The following is a 19537-nucleotide window of genomic DNA, read 5'->3' as shown; positions in this document are numbered from 1 at the left end:
GCGTCGGGGGCGGTGGCGAAGCCGGCGTTTTCGTAGCGTACGGTGGTGGTGCTCTCGAAGCAGCGGCGACGGCGGGTGGAGGAGACGCTCACCGAGAGGTAGGGGGTGAGGGTGACATGATTAGAGAAGTTAATTCCATCTACACCCATATCAGGTGAAGGTATATTTACTGTCTTAACTGGGCAGCTTTGTGTAATCGAACGTCCTTTGTCATTAGGGAAGATTTGACGTAACATATAAGTGCCAGGATCAACAGCAAGTGTGTAGTTACCATCTTTATCGGTTAGCGCATAACTTGGTCCTGGAGTCGCTTCAACAACTATACCGGCTAATCCGCTTTCATCTTCTTCCGGTTCACAGTTCTGATTTGCATCATGATAAACTTTGCCTGTTATATAGCCTTCCAAGGGGTTATAGGTATTAGAATGATAAACAGTGTAAGCATCACTAATTTTATCTTCTACCATTAATTTTGTACCTCTTTTGTTTACAACCAGAGTTTGGGGAAACTCTTGCTGCTCCTTTTCATACTTTAGGTTACCATCGGTGTCGTATATCCTGAAAAAATTTTTCTGTTTGTTGGATGCCACATAAATATTTCCGGCAGCATCCACCGTCATATCACTCTTATTGTACCTGTGGCGCGTATCATCCCAGCTATAATTTCCCATGGTTTTAAGCAACTTACCATCAGGACTAAATTTTTGGACCCGGGCACCATTATAATCAAGCACATACACATTGCCATGTATGTCTGATGCAATGGCTTCTCCAAGTTTAAACTCGTCTCCAGCGCTACCTACCAGCCGTTGAAATACACCATCAGGACCAATTTTTCGGAGCAACCCTTGTCCATAATCACCCAGGTATATATTACCACTGATGTCTACATGTATGTTGCTGAAAGTTTGCCAGCCTACATTCGGACCATAGTCAGTATACTTCTCCAGGAACTCTCCCTGATTATTGAATTTTAAAATGCCTTTGTTAGTAAAGGTGTTTGAGAGCAAATAAATGTTGCCATGTATGTCTAAGGCGAAGTCAAGAATTTCTCTGTAGTTATGGTCAATAAGGAAATCTGAAATTAATGTAGTAGGCTTACCAGAGTTATCAAATTTTATTACTCTTTGGCCTTTTTTGTACACATAAGGATGCCCCTTATCGAGCACATACACATTGCCTGCATCGTCCAGGGCAAGTTCCTGGGTTCTGTAAAGATTGCCCCATACCTGAAGGAAATCTCCATTTTTAGTATACATGATTACTTTGCTGCCGTCCCAGCGGAAGTCTGCTGCATATACATTGCCCTCACGATCCAAGGCAATGCTTATTTTCTCTCCGTATAAAAAATCATCAACATCATCACTGAACTCATGGTATATCTCGCGCAGGTAGCTTCCATCCGTATTGTAGACAATTATAGTGTGCGAGGCGCGATAAGCCACATATATTTCTCCTGAGTCATGTATGGCAATAGACATTGGGTAGTAATGTGGTTTTTTTGCGGCATTGACTTGCTTAAAATCTACTAAGAGCTTGCCCTCTGCAGAATATTTCAGAACATTGTGATGCACATAGCTATCGATAACATAGATATTGCCATCAGCGTCAAGTGCTATGTCTTTTACGTCAGTATCTGTTTGCTGAGCTCCATGGTTGACATTTATTATTTGGAGAAGTGTACCCTTGCTGCTGAATTTTTGAACACGCTTGTTACCTGTGTCAGCTACATAAATATTCCCATCGTTATCAACAGCTACGGCAGAGGGAGCGCTTAACTGACCAGGTCCATTACCGAAGGAACCAAACTTAAGCAAAAGCTTGCCCTCAGGACTAAACTTAGCAACTACAGCACTGGTATCACCAACTATATAAAGGTTGTTGTGCTGATCCAGAGTAATGCTATAACCGTAATAGTCCTGCAGCACAGACTTGTCGGGGCCATAGCCCAGGTCCACATTACCATCGCGATCAAACTTGACTATACCTGATCTTTGGGCCAGATAAATATTTCCCTGGTTATCCAACGCAATGTCTTCCGGTAAAGAGACAGGAACGCCTACTACCTTTGCTGGCTCAAATTTCGGAGATTGAGCTACAGAAAAATGACATAAAGAAAGGAAAATTATTATAAACTGTAGAGTTGTTCTCATAGGCACTAAACAGAGGTTGCTAACAAGGAGATATAATGCTGTGAATGTAGATTTTAAGCTATAAACATAGCGCTATATTGTGTGATTTGCTAAAGGTAGATTGAAAAATACGACCTTTGTTATACCTGCATAGCTTAACTTTGCAATCCTATCACCGTTATCACTTCGACCCATATAAAAACGAAACAAACATGCCTCATACCTATACCAACAAAGTGATGTGGTCGCACCTGGATGCGAACATGCACATGCGACACTCCGCCTATGCCGACTTTGCGGCACAGGCCCGTATCGAAGCCCTGGAAGAACTGGGGATGGATCTGAAAACCTTTCAGCGCCTGCATATCGGGCCGATCCTGTTCAGAGAAGAAACCTCATACCTGCGGGAAGTAGGAATAAACGAGGAGATCACCATTAAGACGGAACTGACAGCCAGCCGCAAAGACGGCTCCCGCTGGGCACTGCGCCACGAGCTGTTTAAGGAAGACGGCGTGAAAGCGGCGGTGATCAAAGTGGAAGGCGCCTGGATGGATGTGCTGAAGCGCAAGCTAACCGTGTTGCCGGAGGAACTGGCGCAGCACTTCCTGGAGCTGCCGCGCAGCGCCGATTATGTAGAGCTGGAAGGGTAGGGTTAATCGTGCCGCTCCCAAGAGGGGAATCTCTGACATTGCTTATTTAAAAGTACGAATTCAGAGCAAAGGTCGAATCCTATTGCTTCACAAGCGGCCAGAGTCCGCCGGATAGCGCACACTCGCGGGACGCGAGCGAGGGTGTTGTGGCCGATTCAGTTTACGGCTTCCTGTTCCATTTTGCTTTTCGCCTCGATGCACCAGAGCAGTTCCTGCACAAAGTGATCGGCCCGTTTATCGGTGGCTTCTTTGTCCGTGGCGTTGCCTTCTTCGTCGTAGTTGTCCTGCACCTTGGGTACGGGGAACATGGCGGGAACAGTCCAGGCGCGCATTTTCCAGAGCGTGAACTGCAGCGATGTGATCACCTGCGTACCGCCAAAAGCTCCTCCCGAAACTGTCGAGATCGCTACCGGCTTGCGATGCCACTCGTCATAGAGCAGGTCCACCACGTTTTTGAGACTGGCTGGATAGCCGCCGTTGTACTCCGGTGTCACGATGATGATGCCATCCGCACCCAAAATCTTTTCCCTGAATTCCTGCATAGCAATCGTCGGTTCTGGCTGTCGACTGTAGCGTTCATGAAATACGGGAAAGTCATAGGCTTTCAGGTCGACAATCTCAGTAGTGGCGAGCTGGTGCTCTTCCAGGTATTTTTTCAGGTATAGCACGACGCGGTGACTTTTGCGGCCGGTGCGTATGCTCGAAGAAATAAGGGCAATGTGGGGCATGGGTGCTGTGGTTATGGGTGAAGCTTAATTTCGAGTTCGTTGAGCAGGTCCTGCAGGTCGAGCGGCTGGGTATACATGGTGATGGAGCCCTCTTCGTTGTGGGGCCAGTCTTCCTGTGGCCTGTCCCAGTACAACTCTACGCCGTTGCCATCAGGGTCCGACAGGTAGAGCGCTTCCGAAACACCATGATCGGATGCACCGTCGAGGCGGTAGCCAGCATCCCGGATCCGCTTCAGAATGGCAGCCAGGTCTTTGCGGGTAGGGTAGAGGATGGCGGTATGGAAAAGACCCGTGCTGCGTGGCGGTGGCGGTGTGCCTCCTTTGCTGTACCAGGTGTTCAGGCCAATATGATGATGATAACCACCCGCTGAGACAAAAGCTGCATCCGGTCCGTACATCATCACCAACTCAAAGCCCAGCAGATCGCGGTAAAAAGCCAGTGCCCGATCGAGGTCGGCCACTTTGAGGTGCACATGCCCGATGCGGGTCTGCGCCGGTACGGTATACTTGTCTGATGCCATGGTCTTCTACCTTTTAGTCTTCAATACTAGCCCATACGCGCATCACAATTTTTTGTGTTGATCGAATCCTGTACGCTTGCATCACAAATCGCTCTGCGCCAGTTCCAGCAGGACATCGTAGTAAGGGCGGCGCAGCATTTTGGCTTTGAGCCAGGCGTAGAAACTCATGGCCTGAATGTCCGTGTTCTCAAACGATTCAAACTCCAGGCTCTGTTCTACCTGCTGAAAAAAGGCTTCGCTGGCGACAAGTGCGGGTTGGTCCACCATGTGCTTGATCAGTTGCAGGTACTGCTTCACATTGTAGTATGCCGGCTGCTGCAGCAGGTCTTTGAAGGTGCGCTCAAATGACCGGATCTTGTTCAGCACCAGGTCCTCGTTGCCCAACTCATACTGCAGAATCAGCTCGCCCATTTTTTTCTTTAGCACCCACTCTCGCCCCATGGTCTGCTCCAGCCACTTGTCTGATCGCTTGATTCCCAGCAACACGCGGTTTGCCTTGCCGAATGCACCCTGCGCGAAATAGTTGAAGCTCAAGCCCAACAGGGCAGTCAACTGGTCACGCTGACTCAGGTGCACTTTGCTTTTATAGAGCAGTTTCTCCATCAGCCCGATAGCCTCTTCGTTATTGCGCAGAAAGACCAGGTTGGCTACCATCAGAAAAATGTAGCGCGGGTAAAAGGTGGCATAATGGTTCTTTCCGTCTCCGCTCATGCTGTTGTGCAGGAGAGCCAGGTAATGGATCGACTCCACAAATTTCTTGTTCCGGTACAGCACGTGTGCGATCATGTAGAGCAGGCTGAGCTTGTAGTACTGATGCGCTTTGATGAAACCGTATTTCTGTTCTGTCTCCTGGTACTGGCTGATGATGTAAGGTTCAAAAGAGAGAAAATCCTTCCGGGCCAGCACAGCACTCCGGGCAATGGACATCAGCTTGTAAAGCAACAGCGGACGCTTGCTTACGGCCTCGGTCAGGTTGTAGCTGGCGAGCACTTCCTGTATGATCCGGTCGAAATGCAGGTCGCGGCCCTGCCTGCGGACAGCCTGCAATCGCTGGTTGATAATACTGCTGGCGATGTTGGCTCTCTCCACTTCATCTGCTGCCAGTTTGTTCTGATTTCGCCTGGCTATGATCTGTTCCAGGTCTTCGGCAAACTCACTGTCCGCTTTCTCGATCTGCAGGTTATAGATCGTGTTGAGCAGGTCGTATTGTTCGTTGGCAGTGGCCATTTTCTCCGCTTTGAGCAGGTAGTGCCAGGCCAGCCGCTCCACCCGCGCATCGAACAGGTAGCGGGCCAGGGAAAGCAGACCCATGATCGAGGAGGCTGCTGTGCTGTCCTCCTCCATCCGCTTGAGCATGATAAAATCCGTGAGGTGACGGGTGAGCCTTTTGCGGAGCGCATAGTAAGCCACCGGATTCGGTTCATCCGGGTATAGCCGCGCGATAAGTTGTTCTGGGGTGTAGTTCTTTTCCTGCAGCAGTAATTTATAAAGTGCCAGGTCTTTGCGGCTCTTCTTCTTTTTCTGTCGCTGAATGAAAATGCCAAGTTCCCGGCGGTCTTCTTCCCCCAGCGTTTCCAGCGTTATCTTGAGATCGTCCATTGTGCGTCAGTTATGGAGGTCGTGGTCAATGAAATGGAGAAGCATTATTTCTAATATCCTAAAGTGTCTGTTGAATAATTTTTAGTAGCTATAATGAGCTACATGCTAAATTTTAAAAGTCTTGCGGTGTGAATATAAGTAATTGTTAGTTAGTAATATATGATTAGGTAAAATACATTTCAAAAGTCCTTAAAGTTAGTTTGCTGGCTTTCTATACCTGTGGTAGTGTTGTAGGTTTGATCTATCAAAAGCAAGAGAAAAACTAACACTATAAACACACATCGACCATGAAAAATCTACTGTTCACCATCATTGCCTTCTTTGTTTATTTTACCTGTCAGGCGCAGGACATCCTCATCAAGCGCAACGGCGACGAGCTGGAAGTAAAGGTGCTTGAGATCGATCTGGAGGCTGTCAAATACAAGCGCTTCGATAACCTGGAAGGCCCCATTATCTCCATTGCCAAAGCGGATGTATTTATGATCAAGTATGAAAACGGGACCAAGGTGACCATGAATGAGATGCGACCTGCCGTGCAGCAACCCGTTTATGCCCAACGCACGGGTTACCCGCAGGAGAACCTGAAGCTGGGTGGACCACGACTGGGTTTCACAGTCCTCAGCCAGAAGTACATCGACCACATCAGCAACGACTACGACACCAATGTCAATGCCTTCATGACGCAGTTTGGCTGGCAGTTTGAAACGCGGGTGTTTACGCTGGAGAATGGCACGTCGGGTTTGTTTGAGTTTGTGCCATTGATAGGTGGCCTGGAGCAGGGCAAGTTCCTGCCGAGCCTGAGTGCGCTGGTAGGCATCAGAAGTGCGAAAGGGCTGGAGTTTGGCCTGGGTCCAAACGTGTCGCTTGGCGGCGCGGGAATCGTGCTGGCAGTCGGTACCAATTTCCAGAGCCAGGGAGTAAACTTCCCGGTCAACTTTGCGGTGGCACCTTCTAAGGACGGCGCACGATTCAGTCTGCTTTTCGGCTTCAACTCACGCAAATACTAAGCCGCACAGCCATGAAAAAAGTTCTACTGCTGATCCTGTTTCTGAGTATACAGCAAGCCCTGCTTGCACAGGATATTATCGTAAAAGTATCGGGTGAGGAAATACCTGCCCGGGTACAGGAAATCACGCTGCACGATGTGCTTTACCAGCACCCTGATTCATCGCAGGGTGTGATCTGGCGCTTGCCGAAGACAGAGGTATTTATGGTGAAGTTTGAGAACGGAACGAAAGAGGTTTTTGAACAGCACTTGGCTGACAGTCTGGCAAGCATGGCACAGGGAATGACACCTGAGCAGCTCTATGAACTGGGCAAAGCGGATGCAAAGCATTATTACAAAGGCAATGGCGCCATGTGGGGCTCAGCTGCCAGTTCGATGGTTATGTTTCCAATTGGACTGGCGGGCAGTGTCGTCATTGGGGCGACTGCCCCGAAAGTGAAGCCGGAGCGCGTGTCTGATATCAGCTTACTGGCGGAACAGGACTACCTGAGAGGGTATCAAGAGCAGGCAGCCCGCAAGAAGAGAGGAAAAGCTTTGGCCGGTGTGGGAATTGGCGCAGGTATACAGATTGGTCTGCTCATTTTGATACTGACCAGTATGCCTGTTATGCCTTAAGTACTGCCCATGTAAAAAACGGATCGGGTGTGGCAATATATCAGCGCTTGCCATACCCGATCCGTTTTGTGTCACTACAAATACTTAGCAGCAGCCACTGCCCGGTGTACAGGCCAGGTTTTCGATGGGCTTGCTACCGTAAACCGTGATGCTGTAGATGCCGGTGTTGCTTTCTCTGAAGGCCTTTATACCTTCTGCATCCAGGTAGCCCTGCAGAATCTCGTCCGGCACATGAATCGCTTTTTCTTTCTGCACCGTGATGTTTTCAAAGCCAACTTCATGGATGATCTGCAGGTATTCCTCTTTCTGTATTGCGCCTGACACGCAGCCGGCATACATCTCGCTGGCCTGCACGATGCCTTCCGGCAGATCGCCTACCAGCACCACATCCGAAATGCTGAAGTGTCCGCCCGGCTTGAGCACACGGAAAGTCTCGGCAAAGGCCTGGCGCTTGTCCGGCACCAGGTTGAGCACACAGTTGCTGATCACCACGTCGGCACGGTTGGCTGCAATCGGAAGCGCTTCGATCTCACCCTGACGGAACTCCACGTTATTGAAACCAAGCTTGTCGGCATTTTCGCGGGCCTTGGCAATCATAGCCTCGGTCATATCCACGCCGATCACCTTGCCGCTTTCGCCTACTAGCGCACGGGCCACAAAGCAGTCGTTGCCGGCACCGGAGCCCAGGTCAACAACTGTCTGGCCTTTGCTGATCTGCGCAAATTCGGTCGGTACGCCGCAGCCCAACCCCAGGTCTGCGTCCGGGTTGTAGCCTTCCAGCTCGGTGTAATTATCCGCAAAAATGGCATAGTCCACGGTGCCGCAGCCTGTGGCGCCGCAGCATGAGGCTGCATTTTGCTCTTTGCTTTGCAGCGCGATCTCACTGTACTTGTCGCGCACTATTTTCTTAAGTTCTTCTGCCTTGTTCATAGTTCTTAACTTTAGTTTATCGGTAAATCACGATGGATTAAAACAAATTTTTTTTAACAACAACTGCTGCCACAAGCCGTGTAGCTCTGGAACAACACGCCCAGCGTTTCCTGCGCCTGTTTCCATACCTGCTCGTTGATGCAGTAGCACACTTTTTTGCCGTCAATGTCTCCCTGAATCAGGCCAGCTTCCTTCAGCTCTTTCAGGTGCTGCGAAACTGTGGACTGCGACAGCGGCAACTCGTCCACTATATCGCCACAGATGCAGGCTTTTCGCTCCAGCAGCACACGCAGAATGGCAATGCGGGCCGGATGACCCAGTGCTTTGGCAAAACGGGCGATCAGGATTTCCTCTTCTGTAAATTGCTCTGTCTTTGAAAGTCCCATAGGTGAATTTTATTATCGTAAAATTGCGATTAATAATCGACTTTTCAAAATGAAAGAGCAGATTTTTTTTTGAGATACAGCCTATACCGGATTCGGACGATAAATATCTTTCCACTGCCAGCCATCCTGGTAGAGGAGGTAGGTCAATGTCTCGCGCCGCTTTTTGTAGGTCTCGGTGGAGTTAAATTCGCTTAAGCGGTCTGTTTTAAGTGGTATACCCGCTTCGATCAGGGCATTCCAGTTCATTTCCGGAAAAGAATATGGCTCCTGCTCTTCGTTTTTCTGATGTCGCTCCAGCACAAACAGGTAGTAATCCTGCGCTCCCCTGATGGTGAGCAGGTCTTCATCGGAAGGCCTTGCCTCGTCCTGCACGCCAAACTGCAGGAAGTTGATGGCCTCGTCGAAGATCGTCAGGTTGAGGATGACCGACTGCCGCTGTTCCACGCTGTGGAAGTAGTGAATGATCGGGTAGGCTTTGTGGTTCTGGCTGTGCTGTGTGATCATGTCGGCCAGGTCTGCATCATGCTTCAGCAGGCGGTTGAAGTTCTCGCCGTTCCAACTATTCAAGAGCATCTGCTGGGGAGAGTTGCCAAGGCTGTTGAGAAACACGCTGAGCTTCACCTGCAGGATAACCGCCGAAAGTACCGGCATGATGTAGGTAATGGAAATAGTGATGAAAGCGAGTCCGCTGAAAGCAAGCAGGTTGGTAACGATGTCCCATACATAAGAGCTGGGCTTGTAATCACCGTTACCCATGGTCGATAAGGTATAGCCGGCAAAATAGAGCTTCTCCCAGGCAGTGGTGACCTCGTCTGTGTTGCTGTTCAGGACCGAGGCCGGGTCGGAGAGGAGCAGCAGAAAAGACCCCAGCCACATACCTGCCACCCAGGTAAGAATGATAAGGACCAGCAGCATATGACCGACCCGCTCGAGCAGTTTCTTTTTGCCGTCATTACCTGCCATTTTCAGGCACAGGCGCCATGTTTTCTCTGAGAGGAAATTTGTCAGCAGCCCACCTCCCTGAAAGGACAAGGTGGTCGTGACCAGGTCTTTGAGTACAAATATGATGAGGATTATACCTGCTATCGCGTAGAGTAGCTGCATGAATGTTGGGAAATGAAATATACAAGAAGGAAGGCTGCCCTGGTAGAAAGGCTGTCATCAGCGGTTCATACGCTGGCGCATCCGGTTTACGTGGCTGGAGTCGACAATTCCCTGCTTTTGCATGCGTTGCATCATGCTGCTCATCATACCCTGGTGCTGCAGCATCAGGCGACTCATTTCGTTGCAGGCCGCGGTGTCAGCTTCACATAGCGTCATCATCTGTTTCATGTGCTGCTGCATTTGCTGGCGGTGCAGCGAAACCATGCCGCTGGTGTCGCCAATCATGCCGCCCTGCATCATGTCACCCCGCATCATACCGGCACCCATGTTCCGGTCCCGCATGTAGGCCATCATTTCGGAGCGCATCTGCTCATCTTCCAATATAGCGTCGTATACCTGACGCCGATCCTCTTCATCGCGGAGCATTTGCTGCACATTGTCCGATTGCTGGCAGCTGCTCGCACTGATCAGGAGGAGGGCCAGGAGGGAAAGTAATGTGTTTTTCATGATTTTATATTTTTGGTTATGATAGATCACTCCATCCAAAAGGAGTAGCCTGTAATTTAGCTGTTTTCTATACTTGTGCATCTACCTGATCTGCCGGCGCAGCAATTGCGCATTGATGGCCACAATCACAGTGCTTAAACTCATCAAAGCCGCACCCACTGCAGGCGACACCATGATTCCCTGGTTATAGAGTACACCAGCAGCCAGGGGCAGCGCGATGACGTTGTAGCCGGTGGCCCAGATCAGGTTCTGTATCATTTTGCGATAAGTGGCTTTGCCGAAAAGGATGAGCGAGGCGATGTCCTGCGGATTGCTGTTGACCAGGATGATGTCAGCCGTTTCGGCGGCTACGTCAGTTCCGGAACCCACGGCTATACCTACATCGGCCTGTGCCAGGGCAGGGGCGTCGTTCACGCCGTCGCCGGTCATGGCCACAAACTCCCCTTTGTCCTGCAGCTCTTTCACCTTCTCCTGTTTCTGGTGCGGCAGCACATTGGCCAGGTAGCCGTCCATCTGCAGTTTGTCGCTTACACTCTTCGCCACCCGTTCGTTGTCGCCGGTCAGCAGCAGGTTCTTGATCCCGTTCTCTTTCAGAATCCTGATAGCTTCGGCAGACTCTTCCCGTATCTGGTCGCGCATGGTGATGTAACCAAGCGGCTTACCTTCTACCAGCGTGTAGACAACTGTTTCCACGCCTTCTTCGGCTTCACTGGACGGCACGGCTATATTATATTCTCCCATATAGTTCGGCCCCACCACTTTTACATCTTTGCCCTCGACTACACCTTCCAGTCCTTTGCCAGGCAGGTAGTTGAAAGACTGGGAGGGAGGCACGGCTATACCCTGTTCCTTTACTCGGCGGAGGATGCTCTGGGCGATGAAATGTTCTGAGTTCTGTTCTACACCAGCTGCCAGGCGCAGCATTTCACGTTCGTCAACTGCCTTATCAAAAGTCACGACCGAGGCGATTTCGTGCGAGCCCTGGGTGAGGGTGCCGGTTTTGTCGAAGATGATGGTGGTGATGAGGCGGGAGTTTTCAAAAGCCGTACGATTGCGGATAAGCAGGCCGTTGTTGGCCGAAACTGCCGTGGAGATCGCCACTACGAGCGGCACGGCCAACCCCAGGGCATGCGGACAGGAGATCACCATGACCGTCACCATCCGCTCCAGTGCAAAGGCAAATTCCTGTCCCAGGAGTAGCCAGACAGCCAGGGTGCCAAAGCCTGCGAAGAGGGCAATGTAGGTGAGCCATTTGGCGGCGCGGTCGGCCAAGCGCTGCGTCTCCGATTTGGTTTTCTGCGCGTCCTGCACCAGTTTGATCACCTTGTTGAGGTAACTCTCCTTACCTGTAAACTCCACCCGTACCCGCAGCGCCCCGTTGCCGTTGATGGAGCCACCGATCACTTTATCATCCTTGTTCTTTTTAACCGGTTTGCTCTCACCGGTCAGCATGCTTTCGTTCAGGTAACTTTCGCCGTCTTCCACCACGCCATCGGCCGGTACTTTCTCACCGGGTTTTACCAAGATCAGGTCACCTTTCTGAAGGTCCTCAATACGTACCCGTACCGTCTCCCCATCCTTGATCAGCATCGCCTCGGCCGGCATCATGCTCACCAGCAGTTCCAGCGCCTTGGAGGCGCCGAGCACAGAGCGCATCTCGATCCAGTGACCCAGCAGCATGATCACGATCAACGTAGCCAGTTCCCAGAAAAAGTCCATGCCCTCCAGCCCGAACACGATGGCGGTGCTGTAGAGATAGGCCACCGTGATGGCTACCCCAATCAGCGTCATCATGCCCGGAGCGCCTTTCTTCACCTCCTCGGCCAGACCAGTCAGAAAGGGCCAGCCACCGTAGAAATAGATGATGGAGGAAAGCGCAAAGGCGATGTACATACCATAAGGCACCTCCAGTGTGAAGCCCAGTATGTACTGCACCATCGGGCTCAGGATGATCACAGGTATAGAGAGCGCTAGCGATATCCAGAAGCGCTTTTTGAAGTCCTCGATCATCATGCGGTGATGGTCGTGGCCGTGCTCACCGTGGGGCGGATGTCCGCTGGTGTCCTTGTACATGGCATGCTCATGCCCATGCAGCGTCTTCTCCTCCAGCCGCTCCGTTACCTGGTCTTTCTGCTGCCGGGCCTGCTGCTTCTGATGATGATCGTGATGCTGGTGCTGGTCCATGGCTTCAGCCGTTTTATGCTCTGAGCTTCTGCGCCATTTCAGGGGTTATTGCTTCAGCGTAGGCCCCATAGGCATCCACCAGCACACCTTTCACTCCTCGGGATGATGAAATAGCATACACCACTGAGTTGTCATCGGGATTGCTCATACCTTCGAAGCGATGCACTTCATCGACTTCGAACTCCTCCGGTTTGAGCTCCATCGGTTTCGTGGTGCAGACGATGCAATTCTCTTTCAGGTTGAAGTCTTCGGTATAGCCTCTCTGCTTAAGTCCGTTTAATGCCTGGGAGAGGGTATCATAACTGTTGTCGTTCATGTTGTTTTTAATATTAGCGTAAATGGTTGCTGGCTTTTGCTGCGTTTTCTTATACTCTATGAGCTGGTTTTTCGTTCGGCAGCATCCGGATGCCGTCTTATTGCGATATAATGTGTAGCTTGAGCGCTTCAAAATCGTAAATTCTGTAAACCATATACCTAAAACTATGCTGATAAAACGCTATACCCAACTTGCACTTGGCGTACTGCTCGCCACAACCCTGACATACTGCAACCAGCCTGAGCAAAACCAGGAAGCATCCACTGACACGCAGGAAAGCCACGCCGGCCATAACATGCAAGCCAGCGAAGGAGCGACCATCATCGGTGCACAGGCAGAGCCGGATACCTTGAAAGGCAGCCTGAAAGCGGAGGCTCATGGCATGATTGGCGATGCGCACCTGACCATCGCCTACCACTCACCGGCCGTGCGCGGACGACAGATCTGGGGAGGACTTGTCGCTTACAACCAGGTATGGGTAACGGGAGCACACACGGCAACCAGCCTGATGACTGACAAGGACATCACCGTAGGAGGGAAGCCATTGCCAGCCGGTAAGTATGCCTTGTTTACCATACCGGGTGAGCAGGAGTGGACCATCATCATCAACAAAAACTGGGACCAGCACCTGGCCGATGACTATGCGGAGTCAGAAGATGTGCTGCGCTTCACGGTGCAGCCCGAGATAGCTCCAGTAAAGCAGGAACGGCTTCGCTACGAAATCATTTCGGCAGATGGCGGCACAGGCAGCATCCAGATCACCTGGGATATGCTCCGTGTTGTTATTCCTGTTTCGCAGCAGTAAAATTTACCCGCATCAAAAAACAGAAAAGGACAGGCCTATACCTGTCCTTTTCTGTTTTTATGTGCTGTTGTAGCTTACCTTGGCGTGATCTTCCACAGTTCGCCGTTCTCGTGGTCGGTGACCACGTATAGTGCTCCGTCCGGTCCCTGGCGCACGTCGCGTATACGCTGCTTGCGGTCGGTGAGCAGGTGCTCCTCGCCGGTTACGCGGTTGTTCTCGATGCGCAAACGCACCAGCGCTTGTTCGCGGAGACCGCCTACAAACAGGTTACCCTTCCACTCCGGAAAAGCACTGCCGGTATAGAACTGCGCTCCCGAAGGCGCAATCACCGGATCCCAATAATATACGGGGTCCACATAGCCTTCCTTGGTCGTGACAGCATTTGGTACTGGTGCACCAGAGTACTCCTCCCCGAAGGTAACCACTGGCCAACCGTAGTTTTTGCCTTTCTCTACTTTGTTCACTTCATCGCCGCCCTGCGGTCCATGGTCCACTATCCAAAACTCGCCTGCCTCATTAAACGCCGATGCCTGCACGTTGCGGTGACCGGCTGTCCAGATCTCAGGCAGCGTGTTGTTCTGGTTTACAAAAGGATTGTCGTCCGGCACTTTTCCGTCCGGCGCAATGCGGATGATCTTACCCATGTGGCTGTTCATCTGCTGTGCCTGCGGACGGATCTCTTTGTCAGATCGCTCACCCAGGGTAATGTACAGCATGCCATCCGGTCCGAAGGCCAGGCGAGAGCCGTAGTGCATCGTGCCGTCGTAGGTAGGCTGCGCCTGGAAGATCACCTCCACGTTTTCGAGGCGGCTGCGGTCATCACTCAGCCTTGCCCTGGCCACACTGGTGGCGTTGCCCCCTTTACGAGGCTCTGAAAAGCTCCAGTAGATCATGCGATCCGAGCCGAAGTCGGGGCCCAGCGCTACGTCCAGCAAACCGCCCTGACCGCGGGCGTCCACTTTGGGCACACCCGTTATCGGATTGCCAATCTGTCCGGATGCCGATACGATGCGCATGTTGCCGGACTTCTCTGTGACGAGCAGATTCCCGTCCGGAAGTGGCTCCACTGCCCATGGCTTCTGGAGATTTTTAGTGAGCACCTGCACATCAAACTGAGTTTCAGACTTGATCTCGCAGGCGCGGGTCTGCCCCTCGAAAGTAGGCTTCTGATCAGGGGTGTTTGCCGTGCCCCTGTCAATCGGCTGACAATCTTCCTGGGTGGCAACAGGTTCTTGCTGGTCATTGTTCTGCTGGGTAGTCGTGTCCTCGCTGCAGGAGGCGCCCATGGTTGCCATACCTAGCGCAGAAAGAACGAGGAGTCTGGATAATTTCATAGTGTTATCTGTTTTGTGGTCGGTATTACAGTATAATCATTCTAGTACTGGATTGTTTTGAATAGGTTCGCTCAGCCCTTAACAACAAGGCCGCACTCTGTTATAAGGCGGCCTTGCAGGTATAGCGGTCACATCGCTTTTGGCTTTAGGAGTCCAGGGCTCTTTTCTTTAGCAGAATGAACTCCTCTTCGGTAATGGAGCCTCTTTCGCGCAACTCCTCCAGGCGCTCGATGGTGGAAATGGATTCTTCAACGGGCTTGATGCGCGGCTCCCGGCCTGTAGTATCCGGGTGGTCTGTCACATGCGTGTCCCTGCGGTTCAGATCGTGTGTCGATACGTTGGATGCGTAAAAGCGGTCTTCGCTGAACGACTCGTCGTTGTAGAAGTCATCACTGATGCGCCGCGTGCCTGCCGGCTGCTCCTGAACGGCCTCGTCAAACTCAGCTTTATAGTCCGAACGCTCGTCGATGGTGTCGCGGTGGGCCCGCCGGAAGTTATCCCGCACGGCATACTCATAGTCAGTTGAGATCGGTCCGCCCGGGTACACGGGGTAGCGGCTGATGCTGCCGGAGTCTACAGAGGATAGAAAGATGTTTTTGCCCTTGCGGTCGAGCGCGGCCGCTCCGATGGGCACCAGCAGAAAGGTGTCGCGGTCGCGGTCGAAAAAGCGGTGCTCGCCCAACACAGAGAGGTAGCGCACTTTCATGGCCTGCATGTCCACGATCAGGTCTTTTACATCGCCTATTTTTTCGCCGTCGGCACCCACCACACGCCAGCCCCTGACGTCGGTATTGTCCTTGGCTACCTGGTAGTCCTTGAGCTCGCCCAAAGGCACCAGCCTTTCATTTCTTAGATCATTGTCATTCATTTCGGTCAGATTAAGTTCTTTTGTACATCAGCAATCAGGTCAGGAGCAGGTATGTGCGCCAGCGGGAAGACAGCAGCCAATGCCTGCGTTTGTCCGTCTTTCAGCACCAGTTCATAAATGGCCCATCCCAGCAGGAGCAGGATCACGACCAGCAGGATCCAGGGCCACACAGGTTTTTTCTTTTTTTCAATTCGTATTTCAGCCATGTTGCTTTTTTATTTTTTCATAGTTTTAGCTCGGTCACCTGGGCCAGCCACCAAAGCGGCGTGAGGTGCTGTGCTTAATACGGTGTTGCAGAGATGATTGTTGAAAGGATGAAAGGGTAGTCGGGAGAGGGGGCGATCAGGTCAGTTTCTTTTGATTGAGCCACTCCACGGCGTCCATGAGATGTACGAAATATTTGAACTCCAGCGAGTCGGTACTGTTCCTCCCCGGCGGTGGCACCGGGGCATCGGGGGGCAGCACATTGGCAATGCAGCGTACCTCTGAGGTTTCTTTCACTTTCATGTCCCACTCGCTCCAACTCAGGTAGGCCAGGTAGGCGGCAGGTGCCTGAAAAAAGTCCTGCACATCGTTCAGGATCGAACGACAGGGAAATTGCCGGATCATTTTCAGGATGCCTTTTTCCACTTCCTCAATGCTCTCTTCCGTCGCAGTTCCTTTCCAGATGATGTGGAGCATCTTGCGGTCGGCCAGGTAGCGCAGGGTACAGTAGCGCTGTCCCAAACTGTTCCGGTAATGTCTGTATGGTCTTCTCATAGCTTTGTATAGTATAAGGTACAGCTCTAAGTTGATATAAGTTGTGGCGGTTCGTATGTTGCATGGGGCGTGGCGGGAGGTAGAGCTATTAAGTCGTTTTTGCCGATACGGCTTTGCAGGGGAACCGGCACTGCAAATTATTTGGGGACAGCATACTTATGTATTGATTTTAAACGTAAATTGCATCGTGCCTTACGCCGTCAAAAACATATTGCTCTCGTTCACATTCCTGTTTGCATTCTTCAGTCTGCAACACGGGGCGGCTGTGGAGTTGCAGGCTGCAGCTATGCAGCAGGTGGCTGCACAGGGTGAGCTGAGGGAGTTCGACAGGTTACAAGCCCCGTCTATGGCGGTTTTGCAGGCCGAGGATCATGCCGGTACCTGGCAATTCAGGCCTACGCAATCCTCTAAACAGGCCTCTTACGGTTCGCCGGCACTTGCCGCTAAGCTACAGGAGTTCAGGCTTCAACTGCTGATCGCGCACTACCTGCAGCGGATCAGGCATAGCAGTCCTGGCCTTGCCGTCAGCGACATCATCTTTCCATTCCATTATTTCTGGTAAATCCCTTTCCTTCTTGGTGAGAGTGTCCTGGCACGCCCACCTTTCGGAAACAGGTATAGGCACCGGTATGCACCTAAGGGCTATACCTGCCTTATGTATTATCAGATTTTAATGGATTAAATAAAATGGATTTAGAAGCAATCGTATTAGGTATTTTGGCAACAGCAGTATTTCTGGTGCCTATCTTTTTCATTCAACGCAAACAAAAAGGGGAGGCCAACAAAGCAAAGAAAGCTTTCCTGGCAGCTGCCTCTGCACAGGGGCTCAACATCGGGCAGCATGATTTCTGGAACGAGCGCTACGGCATCGGAATGGACGAAGCACAAGGCCAGATCTTTTACTGGCACAACGAGGAAGCAGACCTGCAGGAGATCATCATTGACCTGGGCACCGTGCGCAAAACTTCTATCGACAACATGCACCGCGATGTGAACGGGAACCGCATCATCGACATGATCGTGCTGCGTGTAGCCCTGCACGGACCTAAAGCGCCGGAGCTATACCTGCCATTCTATAACCGCGAAGGTAGCATGATGCTGAGCGGAGAGCTGCAGCTGGCTGAGAAGTGGAGCAATATCATTCAGCAGAATATGGCAAAGATGCAGGCTGTGCAGGTATAAACCTGAGGCAGCAAGCAGCCCGCAGACAGGAGGGCCAGTTGGTGAAGGTAAACCGTAAATCGGTTTTGCCTCTGCCAACTGGCCCTCTGCTATTTTAGAAATTCTCTAGCTTAGAGAACGAATGATCACCAACTGTAGGTCAGCTTTGTGTCAAAGCGGCCGTCGGTAATGTGCATGATTTTGGACGCGTCGGTATAGTGGTTTAGTTTTCCCTCGAACTGGCCGGATACAATGTGGCTGATTGTGTCGAGGCGGGTGAGGTGCAGGGTGAGACTTGCGTCTTTTACGAGGTGGTAAAAGTCGTTTTGGGTCATGTCGACCTCCATGGCCGCCATGTCGCTGTGGGTGGGCGTAAGGGTATAGGTGCCGGGGCCGCTCACGTCGTTGGCGCTTAAAGAGAAACTTTGGGAAATGTACTTTTTCTCGTCTTTGAAGCTGTAATGGTACTCGGCCCGCACATTCAGCGAATAAGTGCCATCGGTGTTTTTGTGCAGTCGGCCTTCCACGTAGTTGTCTTCACAGACGAAGAAGTTGCAGATCTGGCCGTAGTTGACCCATACCTTGCCATTGGCTTTGAAACCTAATGTATTGCTGCCGTTCTGCGTGACAGGCGGAAGGTTGAACTCGGGCTCCTTGTCGCAGGAGCTCATACCTGCGCAGAGGGCTATACCTGTCAGCAGGAGCGCAATGGTCCGCAAGCTGCGAGACCTGAATCCGGGAGTGCTCATTTGAAGCGAATTAGGGATGCAAGGTATGCAAAAGTCGCTATACTCCAAATGGGTTCAGGTGGGGTTTTGCTGGTAGAACGTCTGGCCAGCTATACCCGCTTTATAGGTTGCTGCTTCAGTCGTGTGGGTGAATTATGGGTTTGCGATGGGCTACCGATGCAGGTGTGGTATGGTAGCTGCCGGTATTAGTGGTACCTTGGACTTGAAATCACCTTATTAACATGAAGAAACTACTCTACGTAGCGATCGCTTTAAGCGCTACAGCCTGCTCCTCAGAAAATAACCTGCAAGACACCCTATACAACATAGCGGAATCCGGCGCCAGCATGGCCCTCGACTCGCTGCACCACACAGCCAACAGGGAGCTGGAACGTTACACCGGCATTGACTCGCTGGCGAACAAGATCGGTGCGGTTGATACAATAAACGTGGAGCGCAAAATTGAGCGCGGCGTGAAGCGCAGGCTCATCGAAGAACTCTCAAAATAGCGATGCGATAAGCAACGGCTTCTAACACCGCTGCACCTTGGTAGGGCAACGGGAGCTTACTTCACATACTGCTCCAGCTCTGTCTTTCGTAATAAGCCCAGGCCATGCAGCGTTTGCAGCAGGCTGTCGATTTGCTGGAGGCGCTGGCCTTGCTGGGGCTTGGCGACGGGCTTGAACTGGTAGAGCAGGTCTTCGGCTGTGGCCGGGCGCTCGTGCAGCTGCAGGGCGCGTTGCACGGCCTGCGCCTGTTCCGATAGCGTTTTCGGCCAGGCCAGGGTTTCTTTGGCGGTGGCTTTGGCAACTTTGGTTTTGGTGCTGAGGCCGATCTCGGTTTGCTGCGTGCCCTGCGGATTCTGGTACTCCGGACGAAGCCAGCGCACCAGCCCGCGTGCCTCTTCGGCGGCGCGTTCTTTGTTGAGGGCCACCAAGCGCTCAAGTATTTCCTCTTCTGGCAGGTTGGCGGGCCAGCCGTAGGCGGCGGCCACGGCGGCATCGAGCTCGGTGTGGAGTTGCAGCAAAATACTCACCAGCCCCTGCTCGTGGGTTTTCTGCTCTTTGGCCGAAAGCGCCTCACCCGACCGCAGTTTCTCGAGCACGTTGTACATGTCGGTGATGGTGAGCGAAGGGTGCTGCGCCTGCCGCTGCTTGCGGTGTGCGTCCAATGCCTCGGCTATACCTCTGATGTGTTCTTTTTG

General features: G+C 51.8%; 23 protein-coding genes. 7 read left to right on the top strand and 16 right to left on the bottom strand.

What is annotated here, in order from left to right; translation table 11 throughout:
- The coding region (locus BW972_RS10775; protein WP_143732000.1) for an NHL repeat-containing protein at positions 1 to 2153 on the bottom strand (2153 nt) is incomplete at its 3' end.
- 191 nt (positions 2154 to 2344) lie between these two features.
- On the opposite strand from BW972_RS10775, the gene BW972_RS10770 reads away from it, so the two are divergent.
- On the top strand, positions 2345 to 2782 hold the full coding sequence (locus BW972_RS10770) for an acyl-CoA thioesterase (protein ID WP_076422143.1): 438 nt from the start codon (positions 2345 to 2347) through the stop codon (positions 2780 to 2782).
- Positions 2783 to 2937: 155 nt separating this feature from the next.
- Here the strand turns inward: BW972_RS10770 and BW972_RS10765 are convergent, their stop codons facing one another.
- From BW972_RS10765 to BW972_RS10755, 3 genes are all read right to left on the bottom strand, one after another.
- Positions 2938 to 3510, bottom strand: coding sequence for an NADPH-dependent FMN reductase (locus BW972_RS10765; RefSeq protein WP_076422090.1), 573 nt, complete (start codon positions 3508 to 3510; stop codon positions 2938 to 2940).
- 11 nt (positions 3511 to 3521) lie between these two features.
- A complete protein-coding gene (locus tag BW972_RS10760; protein WP_076422089.1) occupies positions 3522 to 4031 on the bottom strand; it encodes a VOC family protein in 510 nt (169 codons plus the stop codon).
- Positions 4032 to 4112: 81 nt separating this feature from the next.
- Positions 4113 to 5630, bottom strand: coding sequence for a hypothetical protein (locus BW972_RS10755; protein ID WP_076422088.1), 1518 nt, complete (start codon positions 5628 to 5630; stop codon positions 4113 to 4115).
- A gap of 287 nt (positions 5631 to 5917) precedes the next feature.
- Between BW972_RS10755 and BW972_RS10750 the strand changes: the two genes are divergently transcribed.
- Both BW972_RS10750 and BW972_RS10745 read left to right on the top strand, forming a co-directional pair.
- On the top strand, positions 5918 to 6637 hold the full coding sequence (locus tag BW972_RS10750; RefSeq protein ID WP_007659565.1) for a hypothetical protein: 720 nt from the start codon (positions 5918 to 5920) through the stop codon (positions 6635 to 6637).
- Between the two features lie 11 nt (positions 6638 to 6648).
- Entirely contained in the window at positions 6649 to 7251 is a 603-nt protein-coding gene (locus tag BW972_RS10745) for a hypothetical protein (RefSeq protein ID WP_076422087.1), read from the top strand.
- 84 nt (positions 7252 to 7335) lie between these two features.
- Here BW972_RS10745 and BW972_RS10740 read toward each other — a convergent pair whose 3' ends face one another.
- From BW972_RS10740 to BW972_RS10715, 6 genes are all read right to left on the bottom strand, one after another.
- Positions 7336 to 8181, bottom strand: a complete 846-nt coding sequence (locus BW972_RS10740) for an arsenite methyltransferase (RefSeq protein WP_076422086.1) — start codon at positions 8179 to 8181, stop codon at positions 7336 to 7338.
- Positions 8182 to 8234: 53 nt separating this feature from the next.
- Positions 8235 to 8567, bottom strand: a complete 333-nt coding sequence (locus BW972_RS10735) for an ArsR/SmtB family transcription factor (protein WP_007659573.1) — start codon at positions 8565 to 8567, stop codon at positions 8235 to 8237.
- 81 nt (positions 8568 to 8648) lie between these two features.
- Complete coding sequence (locus BW972_RS10730) at positions 8649 to 9671, bottom strand: potassium channel family protein (protein ID WP_076422085.1); 1023 nt, start codon at positions 9669 to 9671, stop codon at positions 8649 to 8651.
- Positions 9672 to 9728: 57 nt separating this feature from the next.
- Positions 9729 to 10178, bottom strand: coding sequence for a hypothetical protein (locus BW972_RS10725; RefSeq protein WP_076422142.1), 450 nt, complete (start codon positions 10176 to 10178; stop codon positions 9729 to 9731).
- An 81-nt stretch (positions 10179 to 10259) separates the two neighbouring features.
- A complete protein-coding gene (locus BW972_RS10720) occupies positions 10260 to 12362 on the bottom strand; it encodes a copper-translocating P-type ATPase (RefSeq protein ID WP_076422084.1) in 2103 nt (700 codons plus the stop codon).
- Between the two features lie 13 nt (positions 12363 to 12375).
- A complete protein-coding gene (locus BW972_RS10715) occupies positions 12376 to 12678 on the bottom strand; it encodes a hypothetical protein (RefSeq protein ID WP_040574659.1) in 303 nt (100 codons plus the stop codon).
- A gap of 166 nt (positions 12679 to 12844) precedes the next feature.
- On the opposite strand from BW972_RS10715, the gene BW972_RS10710 reads away from it, so the two are divergent.
- Positions 12845 to 13483: a DUF2911 domain-containing protein gene (locus BW972_RS10710; RefSeq protein WP_076422083.1), complete on the top strand. Its 639-nt coding sequence runs from the start codon at positions 12845 to 12847 to the stop codon at positions 13481 to 13483.
- Between the two features lie 74 nt (positions 13484 to 13557).
- Here the strand turns inward: BW972_RS10710 and BW972_RS10705 are convergent, their stop codons facing one another.
- The 4 genes from BW972_RS10705 to BW972_RS10690 all read right to left on the bottom strand — a co-directional run bounded on the left by BW972_RS10705 (position 13558) and on the right by BW972_RS10690 (position 16444).
- Positions 13558 to 14817, bottom strand: a complete 1260-nt coding sequence (locus BW972_RS10705) for a PQQ-dependent sugar dehydrogenase (protein ID WP_076422082.1) — start codon at positions 14815 to 14817, stop codon at positions 13558 to 13560.
- A gap of 145 nt (positions 14818 to 14962) precedes the next feature.
- Positions 14963 to 15685, bottom strand: coding sequence for a PRC-barrel domain-containing protein (locus tag BW972_RS10700; RefSeq protein ID WP_076422081.1), 723 nt, complete (start codon positions 15683 to 15685; stop codon positions 14963 to 14965).
- A 5-nt stretch (positions 15686 to 15690) separates the two neighbouring features.
- Positions 15691 to 15891 carry a hypothetical protein gene (locus BW972_RS10695; protein ID WP_007659586.1) on the bottom strand — a complete coding sequence of 67 codons (201 nt, stop codon included), beginning with the start codon at positions 15889 to 15891 and terminating at the stop codon, positions 15691 to 15693.
- Between the two features lie 136 nt (positions 15892 to 16027).
- Complete coding sequence (locus BW972_RS10690; RefSeq protein WP_143731998.1) at positions 16028 to 16444, bottom strand: hypothetical protein; 417 nt, start codon at positions 16442 to 16444, stop codon at positions 16028 to 16030.
- Between the two features lie 187 nt (positions 16445 to 16631).
- Between BW972_RS10690 and BW972_RS10685 the strand changes: the two genes are divergently transcribed.
- Positions 16632 to 17006, top strand: a complete 375-nt coding sequence (locus BW972_RS10685) for a hypothetical protein (RefSeq protein WP_143731996.1) — start codon at positions 16632 to 16634, stop codon at positions 17004 to 17006.
- A gap of 125 nt (positions 17007 to 17131) precedes the next feature.
- Positions 17132 to 17626: a hypothetical protein gene (locus tag BW972_RS10680; RefSeq protein ID WP_076422079.1), complete on the top strand. Its 495-nt coding sequence runs from the start codon at positions 17132 to 17134 to the stop codon at positions 17624 to 17626.
- A 125-nt stretch (positions 17627 to 17751) separates the two neighbouring features.
- Here the strand turns inward: BW972_RS10680 and BW972_RS10675 are convergent, their stop codons facing one another.
- Positions 17752 to 18354, bottom strand: coding sequence for a Riean_0653 family protein (locus BW972_RS10675; protein WP_143731994.1), 603 nt, complete (start codon positions 18352 to 18354; stop codon positions 17752 to 17754).
- 221 nt (positions 18355 to 18575) lie between these two features.
- Between BW972_RS10675 and BW972_RS10670 the strand changes: the two genes are divergently transcribed.
- Positions 18576 to 18842 (top strand): hypothetical protein, encoded by a 267-nt coding sequence (locus BW972_RS10670; RefSeq protein ID WP_076422077.1) that lies wholly within the window; start codon positions 18576 to 18578, stop codon positions 18840 to 18842.
- Between the two features lie 56 nt (positions 18843 to 18898).
- On the opposite strand, the gene BW972_RS10665 is transcribed toward BW972_RS10670, so the two are convergent.
- Positions 18899 to 19504, bottom strand: a complete 606-nt coding sequence (locus tag BW972_RS10665) for a hypothetical protein (RefSeq protein WP_200805474.1) — start codon at positions 19502 to 19504, stop codon at positions 18899 to 18901.
- Between the last annotated feature and the right edge of the window lie 33 nt (positions 19505 to 19537).

The organism is Pontibacter lucknowensis (genome assembly GCF_900156415.1).
Taxonomy (GTDB): Bacteria; Bacteroidota; Bacteroidia; order Cytophagales; family Hymenobacteraceae; genus Pontibacter; species Pontibacter lucknowensis.
This window is presented reverse-complemented; position numbering and strand designations above follow the sequence as displayed.

What these genes read in the sequence shown, in the direction of transcription:
- BW972_RS10770 (WP_076422143.1), top strand. Translation starts at nt 2,345, where the DNA reads ATGCCTCATACCTATACCAACAAAGTGATGTGGTCGCACCTGGATGCG.
- BW972_RS10765 (WP_076422090.1), bottom strand. Translation starts at nt 3,510, where the DNA reads ATGCCCCACATTGCCCTTATTTCTTCGAGCATACGCACCGGCCGCAAA.
- BW972_RS10760 (WP_076422089.1), bottom strand. Translation starts at nt 4,031, where the DNA reads ATGGCATCAGACAAGTATACCGTACCGGCGCAGACCCGCATCGGGCAT.
- BW972_RS10755 (WP_076422088.1), bottom strand. Translation starts at nt 5,630, where the DNA reads ATGGACGATCTCAAGATAACGCTGGAAACGCTGGGGGAAGAAGACCGC.
- BW972_RS10750 (WP_007659565.1), top strand. Translation starts at nt 5,918, where the DNA reads ATGAAAAATCTACTGTTCACCATCATTGCCTTCTTTGTTTATTTTACC.
- BW972_RS10745 (WP_076422087.1), top strand. Translation starts at nt 6,649, where the DNA reads ATGAAAAAAGTTCTACTGCTGATCCTGTTTCTGAGTATACAGCAAGCC.
- BW972_RS10740 (WP_076422086.1), bottom strand. Translation starts at nt 8,181, where the DNA reads ATGAACAAGGCAGAAGAACTTAAGAAAATAGTGCGCGACAAGTACAGT.
- BW972_RS10735 (WP_007659573.1), bottom strand. Translation starts at nt 8,567, where the DNA reads ATGGGACTTTCAAAGACAGAGCAATTTACAGAAGAGGAAATCCTGATC.
- BW972_RS10730 (WP_076422085.1), bottom strand. Translation starts at nt 9,671, where the DNA reads ATGCAGCTACTCTACGCGATAGCAGGTATAATCCTCATCATATTTGTA.
- BW972_RS10725 (WP_076422142.1), bottom strand. Translation starts at nt 10,178, where the DNA reads ATGAAAAACACATTACTTTCCCTCCTGGCCCTCCTCCTGATCAGTGCG.
- BW972_RS10720 (WP_076422084.1), bottom strand. Translation starts at nt 12,362, where the DNA reads ATGGACCAGCACCAGCATCACGATCATCATCAGAAGCAGCAGGCCCGG.
- BW972_RS10715 (WP_040574659.1), bottom strand. Translation starts at nt 12,678, where the DNA reads ATGAACGACAACAGTTATGATACCCTCTCCCAGGCATTAAACGGACTT.
- BW972_RS10710 (WP_076422083.1), top strand. Translation starts at nt 12,845, where the DNA reads ATGCTGATAAAACGCTATACCCAACTTGCACTTGGCGTACTGCTCGCC.
- BW972_RS10705 (WP_076422082.1), bottom strand. Translation starts at nt 14,817, where the DNA reads ATGAAATTATCCAGACTCCTCGTTCTTTCTGCGCTAGGTATGGCAACC.
- BW972_RS10700 (WP_076422081.1), bottom strand. Translation starts at nt 15,685, where the DNA reads ATGAATGACAATGATCTAAGAAATGAAAGGCTGGTGCCTTTGGGCGAG.
- BW972_RS10695 (WP_007659586.1), bottom strand. Translation starts at nt 15,891, where the DNA reads ATGGCTGAAATACGAATTGAAAAAAAGAAAAAACCTGTGTGGCCCTGG.
- BW972_RS10690 (WP_143731998.1), bottom strand. Translation starts at nt 16,444, where the DNA reads ATGAGAAGACCATACAGACATTACCGGAACAGTTTGGGACAGCGCTAC.
- BW972_RS10680 (WP_076422079.1), top strand. Translation starts at nt 17,132, where the DNA reads ATGGATTTAGAAGCAATCGTATTAGGTATTTTGGCAACAGCAGTATTT.
- BW972_RS10675 (WP_143731994.1), bottom strand. Translation starts at nt 18,354, where the DNA reads ATGAGCACTCCCGGATTCAGGTCTCGCAGCTTGCGGACCATTGCGCTC.
- BW972_RS10670 (WP_076422077.1), top strand. Translation starts at nt 18,576, where the DNA reads ATGAAGAAACTACTCTACGTAGCGATCGCTTTAAGCGCTACAGCCTGC.